Origin of the sequence: Blastococcus brunescens (genome assembly GCF_035320885.1) — a bacterium.
GTDB classification, from domain to species: Bacteria; Actinomycetota; Actinomycetes; order Mycobacteriales; family Geodermatophilaceae; genus Blastococcus_B; species Blastococcus_B brunescens.
Window position 1 is genome coordinate 862,152 of sequence record NZ_CP141261.1, and the last position, 13,847, is coordinate 875,998.

The 13,847-nt window shown below is 73.8% G+C and carries 14 protein-coding genes and 2 pseudogenes; 7 read left to right on the plus strand and 9 right to left on the minus strand.

Translation table 11 applies throughout. The annotated features are described in order from the left end of the window. Positions 1-50 precede the first annotated feature (50 nt). The 3 genes and pseudogenes from U6N30_RS05970 to U6N30_RS33455 all read right to left on the minus strand — a co-directional run. On the minus strand, positions 51-1,400 hold the full coding sequence (locus tag U6N30_RS05970; RefSeq protein WP_324276536.1) for an MFS transporter: 1,350 nt from the start codon (positions 1,398-1,400) through the stop codon (positions 51-53). A gap of 32 nt (positions 1,401-1,432) precedes the next feature. Next, positions 1,433-2,053, minus strand: a complete 621-nt coding sequence (locus U6N30_RS05975) for an alpha/beta fold hydrolase (protein WP_324276537.1) — start codon at positions 2,051-2,053, stop codon at positions 1,433-1,435. Positions 2,054-2,109: 56 nt separating this feature from the next. Next, positions 2,110-2,235, minus strand: a pseudogene (locus U6N30_RS33455) (alpha/beta fold hydrolase); the annotation flags it as partial. 388 nt (positions 2,236-2,623) lie between these two features. On the opposite strand from U6N30_RS33455, the gene U6N30_RS05980 reads away from it, so the two are divergent. After that, a complete protein-coding gene (locus U6N30_RS05980) occupies positions 2,624-2,977 on the plus strand; it encodes an NUDIX domain-containing protein (protein ID WP_324276538.1) in 354 nt (117 codons plus the stop codon). A 216-nt stretch (positions 2,978-3,193) separates the two neighbouring features. On the opposite strand, the gene U6N30_RS05985 is transcribed toward U6N30_RS05980, so the two are convergent. The 3 genes from U6N30_RS05985 to U6N30_RS05995 are packed head-to-tail and all read right to left on the minus strand — an operon-like array spanning position 3,194 to position 7,722. Continuing rightward, the gene (locus U6N30_RS05985) at positions 3,194-5,824 is read right to left on the minus strand and encodes a putative bifunctional diguanylate cyclase/phosphodiesterase (RefSeq protein ID WP_324276539.1); all 2,631 of its coding nucleotides are present in this window, start codon (positions 5,822-5,824) and stop codon (positions 3,194-3,196) included. Between the two features lie 16 nt (positions 5,825-5,840). After that, a complete protein-coding gene (locus U6N30_RS05990) occupies positions 5,841-6,650 on the minus strand; it encodes a S8 family serine peptidase (RefSeq protein WP_324278181.1) in 810 nt (269 codons plus the stop codon). A gap of 22 nt (positions 6,651-6,672) precedes the next feature. Further along, positions 6,673-7,722, minus strand: coding sequence for a S8 family serine peptidase (locus U6N30_RS05995; RefSeq protein WP_324276540.1), 1,050 nt, complete (start codon positions 7,720-7,722; stop codon positions 6,673-6,675). A 330-nt stretch (positions 7,723-8,052) separates the two neighbouring features. Here U6N30_RS05995 and U6N30_RS06000 point away from each other — a divergent pair, with 330 nt between their 5' ends. Then, the gene (locus U6N30_RS06000) at positions 8,053-8,889 is read left to right on the plus strand and encodes a polysaccharide deacetylase family protein (protein WP_324276541.1); all 837 of its coding nucleotides are present in this window, start codon (positions 8,053-8,055) and stop codon (positions 8,887-8,889) included. 79 nt (positions 8,890-8,968) lie between these two features. Continuing rightward, the gene (locus U6N30_RS06005) at positions 8,969-9,343 is read left to right on the plus strand and encodes an SDR family NAD(P)-dependent oxidoreductase (protein WP_324276542.1); all 375 of its coding nucleotides are present in this window, start codon (positions 8,969-8,971) and stop codon (positions 9,341-9,343) included. A gap of 181 nt (positions 9,344-9,524) precedes the next feature. On the opposite strand, the gene U6N30_RS06010 is transcribed toward U6N30_RS06005, so the two are convergent. Then, the gene (locus U6N30_RS06010) at positions 9,525-9,659 is read right to left on the minus strand and encodes a hypothetical protein (protein ID WP_324276543.1); all 135 of its coding nucleotides are present in this window, start codon (positions 9,657-9,659) and stop codon (positions 9,525-9,527) included. A 125-nt stretch (positions 9,660-9,784) separates the two neighbouring features. Between U6N30_RS06010 and U6N30_RS06015 the strand changes: the two genes are divergently transcribed. After that, on the plus strand, positions 9,785-10,069 hold the full coding sequence (locus tag U6N30_RS06015; RefSeq protein ID WP_324276544.1) for a hypothetical protein: 285 nt from the start codon (positions 9,785-9,787) through the stop codon (positions 10,067-10,069). Positions 10,070-10,174: 105 nt separating this feature from the next. Here U6N30_RS06015 and U6N30_RS06020 read toward each other — a convergent pair whose 3' ends face one another. Then, complete coding sequence (locus U6N30_RS06020) at positions 10,175-10,315, minus strand: hypothetical protein (protein ID WP_324276545.1); 141 nt, start codon at positions 10,313-10,315, stop codon at positions 10,175-10,177. A 530-nt stretch (positions 10,316-10,845) separates the two neighbouring features. Then, complete coding sequence (locus tag U6N30_RS06025) at positions 10,846-11,976, minus strand: helix-turn-helix domain-containing protein (protein ID WP_324276546.1); 1,131 nt, start codon at positions 11,974-11,976, stop codon at positions 10,846-10,848. A 146-nt stretch (positions 11,977-12,122) separates the two neighbouring features. Here U6N30_RS06025 and U6N30_RS06030 point away from each other — a divergent pair, with 146 nt between their 5' ends. From U6N30_RS06030 to U6N30_RS06040, 3 genes and pseudogenes are all read left to right on the plus strand, one after another. Continuing rightward, positions 12,123-12,416 (plus strand): hypothetical protein, encoded by a 294-nt coding sequence (locus tag U6N30_RS06030; protein ID WP_324276547.1) that lies wholly within the window; start codon positions 12,123-12,125, stop codon positions 12,414-12,416. After that, on the plus strand, positions 12,407-13,051 hold the full coding sequence (locus U6N30_RS06035) for a proline dehydrogenase family protein (protein WP_324276548.1): 645 nt from the start codon (positions 12,407-12,409) through the stop codon (positions 13,049-13,051). The genes U6N30_RS06030 and U6N30_RS06035 overlap by 10 nt, the downstream gene beginning before the upstream one ends. A gap of 179 nt (positions 13,052-13,230) precedes the next feature. Continuing rightward, positions 13,231-13,836: pseudogene (locus U6N30_RS06040) on the plus strand (aldehyde dehydrogenase family protein); the annotation flags it as partial. Positions 13,837-13,847 lie beyond the last annotated feature (11 nt).

Below are 13,847 nucleotides of genomic sequence, written 5' to 3' on the forward strand. Positions count from 1 at the left end.
GGGACTGTCCTCCGGCCGCGGTGGGCCCACCAGGCCCCGCGACGCGCGGCTCAAGCCGATCGTGCGGGGTCGTGCGCGACGTCCTCCAGTGCCTGGCCGCGGCGCTCGGGCAGCCACCACGTCGCGATCCCGCCGAGCACGAAGAATGCCGCGAAGGTGCCGAAGACCATCCCGGTGCCTCCGATGGCCAGCAGCGGAGGCACGCACAGCGGGGCGGCGATCGAGGCGAGCCGGCCGAAGCCCGCCGCGGCGCCGGCCCCGGTCGCCCGGAGGACCGTCGGGTAGACCTCCGGCGTCACCGCGTAGAGCGCGCCCCAGGCGCCCAGGTTGAAGAACGACAGCACCATTCCGGTGAGCAGGACCGCGGTCTCGCCGTCGGCGGCGGCGAACAGGCCGGCGCCGACCGCGGAGCCGGCGAGGAACGTGGCGAGCGTCGCCCGCCGTCCCCACCGCTCGATGAGCACGGCCGCAACCGCGTAGCCCGGCAGCTGCGCCAGCGTGATCACGAGGGTGTACCCGAAGGACCTGACGAGGGAGAACCCGTTGGCCACCAGGAGCGTCGGCAGCCAGATGAAGGCGCCGTAGTAGGCGAAGTTGATGCTGAACCAGACGACCCAGAGGGCGGCCGTCCGCACCCGGGTGCCGGCGGCCCACAGTGCGCGCGGTCCCGGGGACGGCGCCGGCCGAGCCACGGGAGACCGGACCGCCGGCACGCCGGCGGCCTCCTCGAAACGCCGGACGGCCGCCTCCGCCTCCTCGACCCGACCGCGCGTCTCCAGGAAGCGCACGGATTCCGGCAGCGCCCGGCGGACGAAGGCCGCGTACAGGGCGGGCACGGCGCCGATCGCCAGCGCCCACCGCCACCCGTCGTCGCTGCCGGGGACGACGAAATAGCCGATCAGGGCGGCGAGCGTCCAACCGACCGCCCAGAACGCCTCCAGCAGCACCACCATGCGGCCGCGCACCCGGGCGGGGGCGAACTCGCTGACCAGCGTGGAGGCCACCGGCAGCTCTGCACCCAGGCCCAGCCCGATGACGAACCGGAACACCAGCAGGGCACCGACCGACCAGGACAGCGCGGCGGCACCGGTCGCCAGCCCGAAGACCAGCAGGGTGATCGCGAAGACCTGCCGCCGTCCGAACCGGTCGGCCAGGAGGCCGCCCACGGTGGCCCCGATCGCCATCCCGGCGAAGCCGATCGACCCGATCCAGGAGAGCTCGGTGGCCGACAGCTGCCACTGCACCGCGAGGGCGGCCATGACGAAGGAGATGAGCCCGACGTCCATGGCGTCGAGCGCCCAGCCGAGCCCGGAGCCGACGACCAGCCGGCCGTGCTCACGGGTGAAGGGCAGCCGATCGAGCCGCTCGGCCCGGGTGAGCGAGGTGTCGGTCTCCGTCATCGCAGATCAGGAGGTGCGGACGTGGGCGGTGACTAGCTCCGCCACGCGGTCGGGGGCCAGTTCGGGGATCCAGTGGCTGACGCCGTCGAGCACCTCGAGCCGGTAGGGAGCCTCCACGAACTGCGCGGTGGCCTCGGTGGCCGCCCGCCCGAGGAAGGCGTCGCCGGTGCTCCACACGTGCAGCGTCGGCACGCGGACCCTGCCCACCGGGTCGCGCCCGCTCCAGGGAGCGCCCGGTACCAGCCGAGCGCGGACGACAGCGCCCGCGGCTCGCGCATCCTGGCGACGTAGTGCTCGACCGCGTCGTCGGGGAGCCCGCCGGAGCGCAGCATCCGGCGCAGTGCCGCGCCGCCGCCCGCGAGCAGCAGCTGCTCGGGCACCAGGGGCAGCTGGAAGAGCCCCACGTAGGACGAGCGCAGTGCCTGGTCGCTGGTCACCATCGCCTTGCTCATCGCGGCGGGGTGCGGGACGGAGAGGGCGGTGAGCGTGCGCACCCGGTCGGGGTGCCAGCTGGCCAGGGCCCAGGCGACGAGGCCGCCCCAGTCGTGGCCGACGACGTGCGCGCCCTCCAGTCCGGCGGCGTCGAGCAGGGCGAGGACGTCGGCCGTCGTCTCACGGAGCGTGTACCGGGACCGCCCGCGTGGCCGGGCCATGGGGAGTAGCCCCGCTGGTCCGGGGCCAGGGTCCGGAGCCCGTGCTGGTGGAGTGCGGGGGCCACACCGGCCCAGGCGGTCGCGTCCTGCGGGAAGCCGTGCAGCAGGACGACGGGATCGCCGTCGGAGGCGCCGGCGTCGAGGACGTCGAAGGTCAGGCCGTCGCGGCGGAAGCTGTCCACTCACCAGATGCTGCCTCGCGCGAAGCGCGATGTCGCGACGAAGGGGGCCCGGAGGGTCCGCTGAGGAGGCGACGGAGCCGCCCCGCGAGGCGGCGTGACGAGTGGCGCCCGGAGGGTGTCGCGAGGAAGGCCGGGAAGGGCTCGACGCAGCAGCGGGAGGGCACCTGGCCGCGGTGTCGTCCGGAGGACGACAGAAGTAATAGACAATGCCCTTCATGGAACTGATCGTGCTGGTCGACGACGAGGGGCGGTCGATCGGCACCATGCCCAAGCCGCTGGTGCACCACGGCGAGACCCCGCTGCACCGCGCCTTCTCCGCCTACCTGTTCGACGCTGCCGGACGCCTGCTGATCACCCGCCGGGCGGTGGACAAGGCGACGTTCCCGGGATGTGGACCAACACCGTCTGCGGGCACCCGGGTCCCGACGAGGACGACGCCACCGCGATCGCCCGGCGCGCCCGGTTCGAGCTCGGCCTGGGGGTGGCCGACATCCGCCCGGCGCTGCCCGGCTACCGATACCGCGCCGAGTTCCAGGGCGTCGTCGAGAACGAGATCTGCCCGGTGTACCTCGGTCGCTTCACCGGCACGCCCGATCCCGACGCCAGCGAGGTGGAGGAGTGGGAGCTGTTGGACTGGGCCGGTTTCCGCCGGCGGCAGGAGACCGAGGGCGACGCCTGGTCCCCGTGGTGCCGCGAGCAGGCCCGCATGATCGAGGACGCCGGGCTGGTTCCCGCCACCTGAGTCGTCAAGCCGGGGTGAGTTGGGCAGCAAGGTGACTCCCGGGTGGGGAGTCCCCGCCCGTCATGACAGGCCCTGCCGAGTCCCTCAGCGCCCTGTCGGCATGCGGGTCGAGCCGCGCCAACGGACGTCGAGCCGCGCCGTGACGCGGCTCAACATCCCGTGGAGCGGCTCCACCTACCCTTCATCTTCCACCCCGAGATCACCCTGCTGCCGAACTCAGGCGGAGGCGAGCTCGCCGGTCGAGCCCAAGCGGCCCAGCTCGACCGGCAGCGGACGGACGTTGTCCGAGAGCCAGGACGCCGACATGACGGCGCTCACCGCGTCGGCCTCGATGGGCCGCGAGAACAGGTAGCCCTGTGCGATGTCGCACCCGAGCGCGGTCACCGTCTCCGACTGCTGCGTCGTCTCGACGCCCTCGGCCACGGTGAGCAGACCCAGCGTCCCGGCCAGCTCCACGATCGCGCGGGTGATCACGTCGTCGTGGGCGTCGCGACCGAGCCCGTCGACGAACTCCCGGGCCACCTTCAGCATGTCGATGGGGAAGCGGCGGAGGTAGGCCAGCGAGGAGTACCCGGTGCCGAAGTCGTCGATCGCGATCCGCACCCCGAGACCCTTGAGCAACCACAGGGTCGCGGCGGCGGCGTCGCGGTCCTGCATGAGGACGGTCTCGGTGATCTCCAGGACGAGACGGTGCGGGTCGAGCCCGGAGGCGGCGAGGGCCTCGCGCACCTGGTCGACGATCTGGTCGTCGGCGACCTGCCGCGCGGAGAGGTTCACCGTCACCAGCAGGTCGTCCTGGCCCTGGCACTCGGCGACCCAACGGGCGGCCTGCCGGCAGGCGTCGCCCAGCACCAGTTCGCCGATCCTCGTGATCAGCCCGCTCTCCTCGGCCAGTCCGATGAACTGGTCCGGCGAGCGGAGACCGTCGACGGGGTGCTGCCAGCGGACCAGTGCCTCGGCCCCGATGGGCCGGCCGCTGCGCAGGTCGATGAGCGGCTGGTACACGGTCCGCAGTTCGCCGTCCTCGATCGCCTGGGCCAGCTCGGCCACGACGTCCTTCCGGGTGGACGTGGTGTTGCCCAGCCCCGGCTCGTAGACGACGAAGTCGGTGCCCGCCGAGCGCTTGGCCGCGTACATCGCGACGTCGGCGTGCCGGACGAGGGTGTCGGCGTCGGGGATGCCGGGCTCGCCCAGTGCCACGCCGATGCTGGCGCCCACGGTCGTGACGACGTCGTCGCCCAGCAGCACGGGCACCTCGAGCTGCGCGCGGATCCGCTCCACCACACGGGTCACGCCGAACCGGTCGATCGGGCCGTTGAGCAGGATGACGAACTCGTCGCCACCGAGCCGGGCGGCGGTGTCGGCCGGGCGCAGGCAGCCGCGCAACCGGTCGGCCACGGTGCGCAGCAGGATGTCGCCGGCCTCGTGGCCGAAGGTGTCGTTGACCGGCTTGAAGCCGTCGAGGTCCAGGTAGAGGACGGCCGGCCAGACGCCGGTGCGACCGGAGGCGTCCACGGCCTGCCGGACACGGTCGAGGAACAGGGTGCGGTTCGGCAGCCCGGTGAGCGGGTCGTGCAAGGCCTGGTGCCGCAGCTGCTCCTTCAGGTCGGTGACCTGGCGGAGGTTCTCCTCGAGCCGGCCGCGCTCCAGCGAGGTGGCGACGTGGCGGGCGAAGGTGTCCAGCAGCGCGAGGTCGCGCGAGGTGAAGGTCGTGACGTCGCCGACGCGGCCACCGACGAGCAGCAGCCCGTGGACCCGGTCCTCGGTGCGCAGCGCCGCGGCGACGGCGTCCTTGAGGCCGCAGGCGGCGGCGTAGGTGTCCAGCGGCTCGCTGCGGCCGGTGCCGGTGCGGGTGGTGAGGGCGCCCGAGGCGGTGGTCAGGCGGAGCAGCCGCTGCTGGTTCTCCGGTGCGTCCAGCGGGGCCATGACGACCGGTTCCGCGCCTTCGCGGCTCCGGCTCACGGTGGCGCCCTCCGGACCACCGGGACCGATCAGCACCAGCTCCGCCATCTCGGCCCGGAAGGCCGTGCGCACCGAGTCCAGGAAGTCGCCCAGCGCCGCCTGGCTGTCGCCGGCGTGCAGCAGGGAGGTGACCTCGTGCAGCAGCCGGAGGTTCTCCTGCTGCTCCCGTGCGCCGGTGTAGGCGCGGTAGGCGGCGATGATCAGGATGGTCGGCAGCGCCAGCAGGGCCAGCGCGGCCGGGTCGTGCGCCGCGGTGCGCGCCACGAGGAGCCCGATGGCCGCGGCGGCGACCGCCGCGGGCACCGTGAGGGTGCACATCGCGAGGAGGTTGCTCGGGTCGACCCGCCCCTCGGAGAGGCTCATGACGACGAAGATGCAGGCGTTGCCGACGACCGTGGCGACCACGATGGCCACCAGTGCCGCGAACCAGAACCAGTCCGGGGTCATCGGGGCGCAGAGCGCCGCGTAGAGGCTGGTGGCCACGCCCGCGGTGAGAGCGAAGAGTGCGGTGTTGAAGGCCAGCTTGAGCCCGCGCTGACGACGGTGCAGCACCAGCGCGGCGGCCACGCCGACCACCTGGGCGAGGACCAGATCGCCGGGGGTGGTGAGGACGAGGCCGGCGGCCATCACGAGGTCGCTCACCGAGAAGGTGTGCGCATCCCGCTTGACCTGCACGTGCACCGGGAAGGCCTCGCTGAGCGCGAAGGCGGCCGCCCAGAGCACCCACGGCAGGGCCACGGCCGTGGATGCTGCGGGCAGCGGGCGGACGACGACGACGAACAGTGCCACCGCGACCGCGGCCAGCACGGCCGTGAGCAGCATGATCCGCTGGGGAACGCTCAGCCGGTCTGCACCGGTCCGGGCGTCGGAGACACCGTTCGTCATCGTCGTCACCTCCCTCTTACGCCCAGTCCGACCCGGACCAGCTGACGCCGGACCAGGAGACGCCGGACCAGCTGACGCCGGACCAGGAGACGCCGGACCAGCTGACGCCGCTCCAGCTGACGCCGGACCAGGAGACGCCGGACCAGGAGACGCCGGACCAGCTGACGCCGCTCCAGCTGACCCCGGACCAGGAGACGCCGGACCAGCTCACGCCGCTCCAGCTGACCCCGGACAGCTGGGTCTTCTCCTGGGCCGGCATCTGCGCGAGCACCTTGGCCCGCTGCCCCGGCGGCAGCTTGTCGAGCACCGCCGCCTTCTGCGCAGCCGGGAGCGCTGCGATCTCCCGGACCTGCTTGCCGGCCGGCAGCTTCCCGATCGCCGCGGCACGCCCGCGGGCCTGCTTCTCGACCCGGTCCTTGACGCCCTTGGCGAGCGTCTGGGCGTTCGAGTGACCGATGGCCTGACCGGCCACGTCGACCTCACCGGTGACCGCCTGGCCCTCGACCTCGACCTGCACCGACCCACGGGCCGCCTGCAGCGAACCGTTGCCGGTGGAGCGCGGGTACGACTGCACGACGCCCTGCGGCGTGGGCGCGTCCATGGCCGCCGCCAGGTCGATGAGCCCCGCGCCCTGCTGCCTCGCCGTGGCGTTCGGCAGGTGCTTGGCGGTCCCCATCAGCAGGGCCTTGACCTCGTCCGGCGTGATGTCCGGCCGCTGGTCGATCAGCAGGGCCGCGGCGCCCGAGACGACGGCTGCCGCCTGCGAGGTGCCGCTCCCGCGGAACAGCTTCTCCCCGATGCGGGCAGCCGGAGCTTCCTGGTCCAGGAAGGAGTTCGGGCTCGGAGGCTCACCACGCGCTCGCCGGGGGCGACCACGTCGGGGTTGCGCGTGCCGTCACCGTCGTTCGAGAACGCCGAGGCGACGTCGTCGGACGGGTCGGCCGTGCCCTTGGCGTCGTTGCTGCCGACGGCGATGACGTAGGGTCGGTGGCCGGGTTGTTGACCTTGCCCGTCCCGAAGCCCTCGTTGCCGACCGCGACGACGACCACGATGCCCGCGTGCCACGCCTGCTCGGCCGCGTAGGCCAGCGGGTCGAGGTGGTAGCTCTGCACGCCGTCGGTGCCGAACGACATGTTGACCACGCGCACGTTCAGCCCGTTGTCGTCCCCGTGCTCGACGACCCAGTCGATGGCCGCGATGGCCTGCGAGACGTCGGTGTGCCCCAGGGCGTCAGCGACCTTGATGCTGACGATGCGGGCGTCCGGCGCCATGCCGATGTAGTTGCTCGAATCCCCGGAGTACGGAGCGCTCGCAGCGTCGTCCCGGCCGGCGATGATGCCGGCCATGTGGGTGCCGTGACCGTTCGTGTCGAGATTCTCCAGCGGCGTGCCGACCTCGAAGGAGAGGTCCGGGCCGAAGACGAGCTTGCCGTCGGCGGTGAAGCCGTCGACCGGGACGGCGCCCGAGTCGATGACCGCCACGTCGACGCCCTCGCCGGTGTAGCCGGCGTCCCACATCGCCGAGGCGCCGGTGACCTCGTTGGCGATCGTGTAGAGCGAACCGGCCTGCGCCGCCTGGCTCTGCACGTCGGTGTTCTGCAGGGCGAGGCTCGCGTTCTCGCTGACCGACTGGACGCCGGGCACGCCGCGCAGGGCCTCGATCCGGTCAGCCGGGACCTGGGCGGTGAAACCGCCGATGATCCCGAGCTGGCGGGTGACCGAGCCCCGAACGCCGCGACCGCGCGCTCGGGGCGTCCCCGAACCGGCGGCCTCGCGCACGATGACCGACACCGCATCGGCCGACGACGTCAGCGTGGCCGCGGACGCGGTAGCGGGGCCGGTGAGCCCTGCCGCCACGAGCGTGGCCACGGCGACGGTCATCGCCCGCGTGGCGTGCATGGGTACCCCGCCCCAGGTGACGCCGTGACTCGGCGCGTCTGGAGGGTGTCCATGCAGGTTGCTGCTGCTCATTCCGTACACCTCCTTGGTGGATCCGCACTTCCATGTGTGTGCGGAGTCCCTTCGGCAGGCGCGGCGAAGTGCTGAAACATTTGAGGAGCTCGCTGGAGCGGTTCCACTCACTCGGGTGACGGCACGTCGTGTCCCGCGTACGAGCGGTAACTGCTCCGGTCACGGTTCGCGGCCGCTCGACAGCGCCCCGAAGTGGTGCGGCGCGTCGCGGATGTCGCTTCCCGGACACGCCCGGAGGGCTGCATACGGTCCCGCGGCATGGAGCGACGGAGTTTCCTGCTCGCCCTCGCGGCCGGGCTCGCCGGAGCCGCGGTGGGCCGCGGCACTGTCGGCCAGGAGCGGCCCCTGCCGGTCGCCGCCCCACCGGCGCCGCCGCTGGCGCCCGTCGCGGCGAGCGCGGTCGAGGCGCCCGCCGCCGACCTCCTGCTACCGCCCACCGGCGTCGTCCAGGGGCTGCCCGGCGACGGCGCGTCGCTGGCGCTCACCATCGACGACGGCACCAGCGTTGAGGTCGTCGCCGCCTTCGCCACCTTCGCCGCCGACAGCGGCGTCCGGCTGACCTTCTTCCCGAACGGCTGCTACCGCTCGTGGGAGGAGAACGCCCGGCTGATCCGGCCCCTCGTCGAGTCCGGTCAGGTGGCGCTCGGCAACCACACCTGGTCCCACCCCGGTCTCCGGACCCTCGGCGATCGCGAGGTGGCCGAGGAGATCGGCCGCAACCGGGACTTCCTGCGCACGGTGTTCGGGGTGCGCGACAGCCCCTTCTTCCGGCCGCCCTTCGGATCCCGCGACGAGCGCATCGACCGGATCGCGGCCGACCAGGGGCACCCGACCGTGGTCATGTGGGACGGGACGCTCGAGGACTCCCGGGTCCTGACCGCCGAGGAGCTGATGGCGGCAGCCCGGACGTGGTGCACGGCGCAGCGGATCGTCGTCGGCCACGCCAACCACCCGACCGTGACCACCGTGTACGGCGACCTGCTCGCGCTGATCGCCGAGCGCGGGCTGCGCACCGTCACCCTCGCCGACGTCTGGGCGACCCCTGCGCAGCGGCTGCGCGGCGGCACCGCGCACGGGCGGGCCGCCATCTCCTGACCGGCGGCGGCCGACCTGCGCGCGCTCGCGTCTTCGGACAGGCTGTGGGGGACGGAGCCGCGCGGGGAACGGAGGGGTGATGGGGGACGACGGTGCCCTGAAGGGCCGGGTCGCACTGGTGACGGGCGCAGCGAGCGGGCTGGGCCGGGCGACGGCGGTGGCCCTGGCGGAGGCCGGGGCGCACGTGGTCGTCGCCGACATCGACGCCGCGGGCAGCGAGGAGACGCGGGCCCGGGTCACCGAAGCCGGCGGAGCGGCGGAGGTCGTCCCCCTGGACGTGACCGATGACGGCAGCCGCCGGGAGGTCGTCGCCGACCTGTTCGACCGGCACGGCGACGCGTTCGACGTCCTGGTCAACGTCGCCGGCATCGACCGCCCGGGCTACATCACTGACATCGATCTCGACGACTACCGCCGCGTCCAGGCGGTCAACTGCGAGGGCCGGTCTTCCTGACCAGTGAGTTCATGAAGCGGGTGCAGGACCTGCCCGAGGGCCGGACGGCCGACGTCGTGCACGTCGTGTCCCTGTCGGCCATCACCTCCGGCAGCGGCGCGATCGCCTACAACGGCTCGAAGGCCGGATTCCTCAACGCCACCCGGTGCATCCAGCGGGAGCTGCGGGAGAAGGCGGTCCGTCAGCCCGACGGCTCCGAGCGTCCGTTCCCGTGCCGCGTGCAGGCGGTCATCCCGGCTGCGATGGACACCCCGATGATGGCGCAGTGGGGGATCCCGTCCCACTTGATGATGCCGCCGTCGGCGGTGGCGGACATGGTCTGCACCCTGGTGTGCCTGCACCCGACGAGCTTCGTGCCGGAGATGCAGATCGTGCCTCGCCTCGAGCCGAACTTCCCCGATGAGCCATCCCACCGACGAGCCAGGCCGACGAGGAGACGTCATGAGCATGGCCGGACCGCACGGCAGCGACCCGGACACCGGCATGGCGTCGGGCTCCGACGCGGGCGGAGCCGGTGGGCACCTGGGCCCCGGCGACCTGGCGCCCGACGAGGAACGGCTCCTGGCTGCACTGGAGCGGGACGCCCGCGGACTGCGGCAGCCCTCGGTGGAGGAATCGCTGCTGCAGGTGCGCGCCGCCGAGGACGAGAGGCCGCTGCCCGGGCAGGGCGGTCCACCCGACGACGGGCTGACGCCGTTGTTCACCGCGCCCGAGCTGGACGACTGACCCAGCCCTCCCGCGGGGCGGCCGGTGTATCGGCTCGCGCTCGCCGTTGCCGAGGTCGACGGGGGCTTCCCGGGGCCCGGTGGTCGACGGGCCGACCGGGGGCGGTCACGCGGGCGCCGCGGGGGCGGCCGTGCGGCACCAGTCGCCGAGCGCGCGGAACGTGGCCCGAGCGGACTCGACCATCTTGTCGGCGTCCCCGCCGGCGTCGACGCGGTCGCGCGTCGCCCGACGGAACGCCGCCCACATCGCGCCGGTCTCGGCGCCGTAGGGGAGAAGGCGCGCAGGCGGACGTCGCGGAGGTGGGGGAGCGCGGCGAGGTGCCGGTCGATGAGGACGCCGCCGAGCGTGGACCCCTCCAGTACGTACAGCCGGCCCAGGGCCGCGTCGGTGCCGTCGAGCGGAGGCAGGTCCGGTGCGGCGTCGGTCGGTGCCCCACCCAGGGCGACGAGGTCGGCGGCGAAGAGCCCGGTCCTCCGTCGGCTCGGCCAGTCGACGGCCGCGGCGTCGTCCGGGTGGCGGGCGGCCCACCGGTCCAGACCTGCCTCGGCGGCGGCCCAGAATCCGTGCATCCGGTCCAGCACGTCGGCCAGCCGTCCACGGTGCAGGTCCCGGTCGAGCAGGTCGAGGATGCGCTCGACGTGCTCGTGCTCCACGGCCGTGCCGGCGCGGAGCCTGCGCAGCACGTCGGTCCCGCTGCGGTCGCCGGCGCGCGCAGCACTCTGCCCCGGAGCCATCAGGTCGAGCCTAGGCGACCGGTGGCCGTCCCGGTCGGGCCCTCAGCCGCCGGCGCCCAGGCGGGCTGCGCGCAGGGATGTGTGCAGCAGCAGGCGTGCGCCCCCGTCGGCGAGGTCGAGTCCGGTGACCGCCTCGATGCGGGAGAGCCGGTAGTAGAGCGTCTGCCGGTGGATGCGCAGCGCCGTGGCCGCCCGCGACGCGCTGCCCGCGCAGTCCAGGAACGCCTCGGCCGTCCCGGTGAGCACGGCGTCGGCGAGGAGGGGACGACGACCGGGTCGGGGCCGGGAAGCTCGGTGACCGGCCGCCAGGCCCCGAGCTCCGCCCAGTGCGCCACGGGGAGAGGGCGGGCTCGACCGCGGCGACGCGCGCCGCGGCCCGGGCCTGAGCCCACTGGCGGGGCACGTCGGCGACGCCCGCGCGCACCTCGGAGACCCCGGCCGTGCTCCCGCGGGGAGTCCGGCCAGGGACGCGGCGGCGAGCGCACCGGCGGGGCGGAGGTCCGCCGATCGCGTCAGGGGCACCAGGACGGCCGCGACCGGTCCGGCGGGGTCGTCGAGCACGGCCGCGACCGCGCCGGCTCCTGGCCGCTGCCAGCGGACGGGGAGACCGTCGGGACCGGGGACCAGCGCGACCACCACGAGCGGGAGCTCGTCGGCGAGAGCCGTGGCGAGCGTCCGCATGCCCTGGGCGCGGCCGGTGGCGCTCCCGCCGAGCGCATCGGACAGCGGCCGGCCCAGGTCGTCGTCCGAGGCGGCGCGCCAGGCCAGCAGCCGGCCCGCCTCGGCGGCGAGCTCGACGGCGGCGGCGAGCCCGGGATCGGTCGTGTCGGCCGGGTCGATCCGGCCGCCGTCCAGGAGCCAGAGGTAGCCGTGCGTCCGGCCCGCGTGGCGCACCGGGACCACGAGCCGGGTCAGGATGCCGGCCGCCGGGTCCGCCGGGGTGCGCAGCGGCCCTTCCGCGGCAGCGATGCCGAACTCCTCGAACCAGGTGCGGGTGGTTGCCGGGGAACCGCGGGTCAGGATCGATCGGGTGCGGACGGCGTCCATGGCGCCCGCGGCGCTGTCGTCGTGGGCGCAGAACGCGAGCAGCGTGAAGTCGGCGTCCTCGAGCGTGGCCGGCGCGGACAGCAGCCGCGAGACCTCGTCGACGAGCTCCTGCAGGTCGTCCCGCATCCCGCCGCCTCCCGCCGTTGGAGCTGTACATCTGTATGAGAGCACGGCGGTCGGTTCTGGACATCTGTCCCTGGCCCGAACGGGTACCGGTGCCTAGCGTCGGAGTGCGTCGTCCCGGCGCCGTCGTCCACCCGCCAGGAGGTCCCGTGGTCCTGCAGAAGGCCTTGCTGGCGGCGTCCCGCCGACCCGGCCTGCGCCGGGCGGTCACCGGCACCCCGGCAACCCGCCGGGTGGTCGACCGGTTCGTCGCGGGCGAGACCCTGGCCGGCACGCTCCCCGTCGTCCGGGCGCTGGCCGCCGACGGCATCCGGGTGACCCTGGACCACCTCGGCGAGGACATCACCACCCGGGCCGAGGCGACCCACTCCCGCGACGCCTACCTCGCCGCCCTCGAGGGGCTGGGTGGTCTGGGCCTGGGGAGGGCGCCGAGGTGTCGGTGAAGCTCTCGGCCTTCGGGCAGGCGCTGCCCGACGGTCACGACCTGGCCCTGGAGCTGGTGCGCCCGGTGGTGGAGGCGGCGACCGCGCTCGGCACGACGGTGACCCTGGACATGGAGGACCACCGGACGATCGACTCGACGCTCGCCGCCCTCGCCGAGCTGCGCAAGGACCACCCCGGCACCGGCGCCGTCCTGCAGGCGATGCTCTTCCGCACCGAGGACGACGCCAAGGCGCTGGCCGTGACCGGCTCGCGGGTCCGCCTGGTGAAGGGCGCCTACAACGAGCCGGCCGACGTCGCGCACCAGAAGAAGAAGGCCGTCGACGCGGCCTACGCGCGCTGCCTGGAGATCCTCATGGCCGGCCCCGGCTACCCGATGGTCGGCTCGCACGACCCGGCGATGATCGCGCGCGCCCACGAGCTGGCGGCGCAGCACTCCCGGGCCGCCGACTCGTGGGAGGTCCAGATGCTCTACGGCATCCGCCCCGACGAGCAGCGCCGGCTGGCGGCCGCGGGCACCCGGGTTCGCGCCTACGTGCCGTACGGCGTGGACTGGTACGCCTACTTCATGCGCCGGCTGGCCGAGCGCCCGGCCAACGTCGCCTTCTTCCTCCGTTCGCTGCTCACCAAGTCCTGAGATACCAAGTCCTGAGAGGTCTGATCATGGACGCCGTCACCCGTGTCCCGGCTCCCCGCAACGAGCCGGTCCTCACCTATGCGCCCGGCTCGGCCGAGCGCGCCGAGCTGCAGGCCCGGCTGCAGGAGCTGGCCGCCGAGCCGCTGGAGCTGACCAGCACCATCGGCGGCCGCCAGCGGATGGCCTCCGGCGAGGCGTTCGACGTCGTCCAGCCGCACCGGCATGCCGCCGTCCTCGGGACGTCGGCGCACGCCACCCACGCCGACGCGCAGGACGCCGTCCGGTGCGCGAAGGAGGCCGCACCCGGCTGGCAGGAGCTCTCCTTCGACGACCGCGCCGCGGTGTTCCTCAAGGCCGCCGACCTGCTCGCCGGGCCATGGCGGCAGACGCTCAACGCCGCGACGATGCTCGGGCAGAGCAAGTCCGCCTTCCAGGCCGAGATCGACGCGGCCTGCGAGCTGATCGACTTCTGGCGCTTCAACGTGCACTTCGCCCGGCAGATCATGGCCGAGCAGCCGCAGTCCTCGCCCGGCGTCTGGAACCGCGTCGACCACCGGCCGCTCGAGGGGTTCGTCTACGCGATCACGCCGTTCAACTTCACCGCCATCGCCGGCAACCTGCCCACGGCGCCGGCGCTCATGGGCAACACCGTCGTCTGGAAGCCCTCGCCCACCCAGCAGTTCGCCGCGCACCTCACGATGCGGCTGCTCGAGGCCGCCGGGCTTCCGCCGGGCGTGATCAACCTGGTGACCGGCGACGGCATCCCGGTGTCGGAGGTGGCGCTGGCCGACCCCGA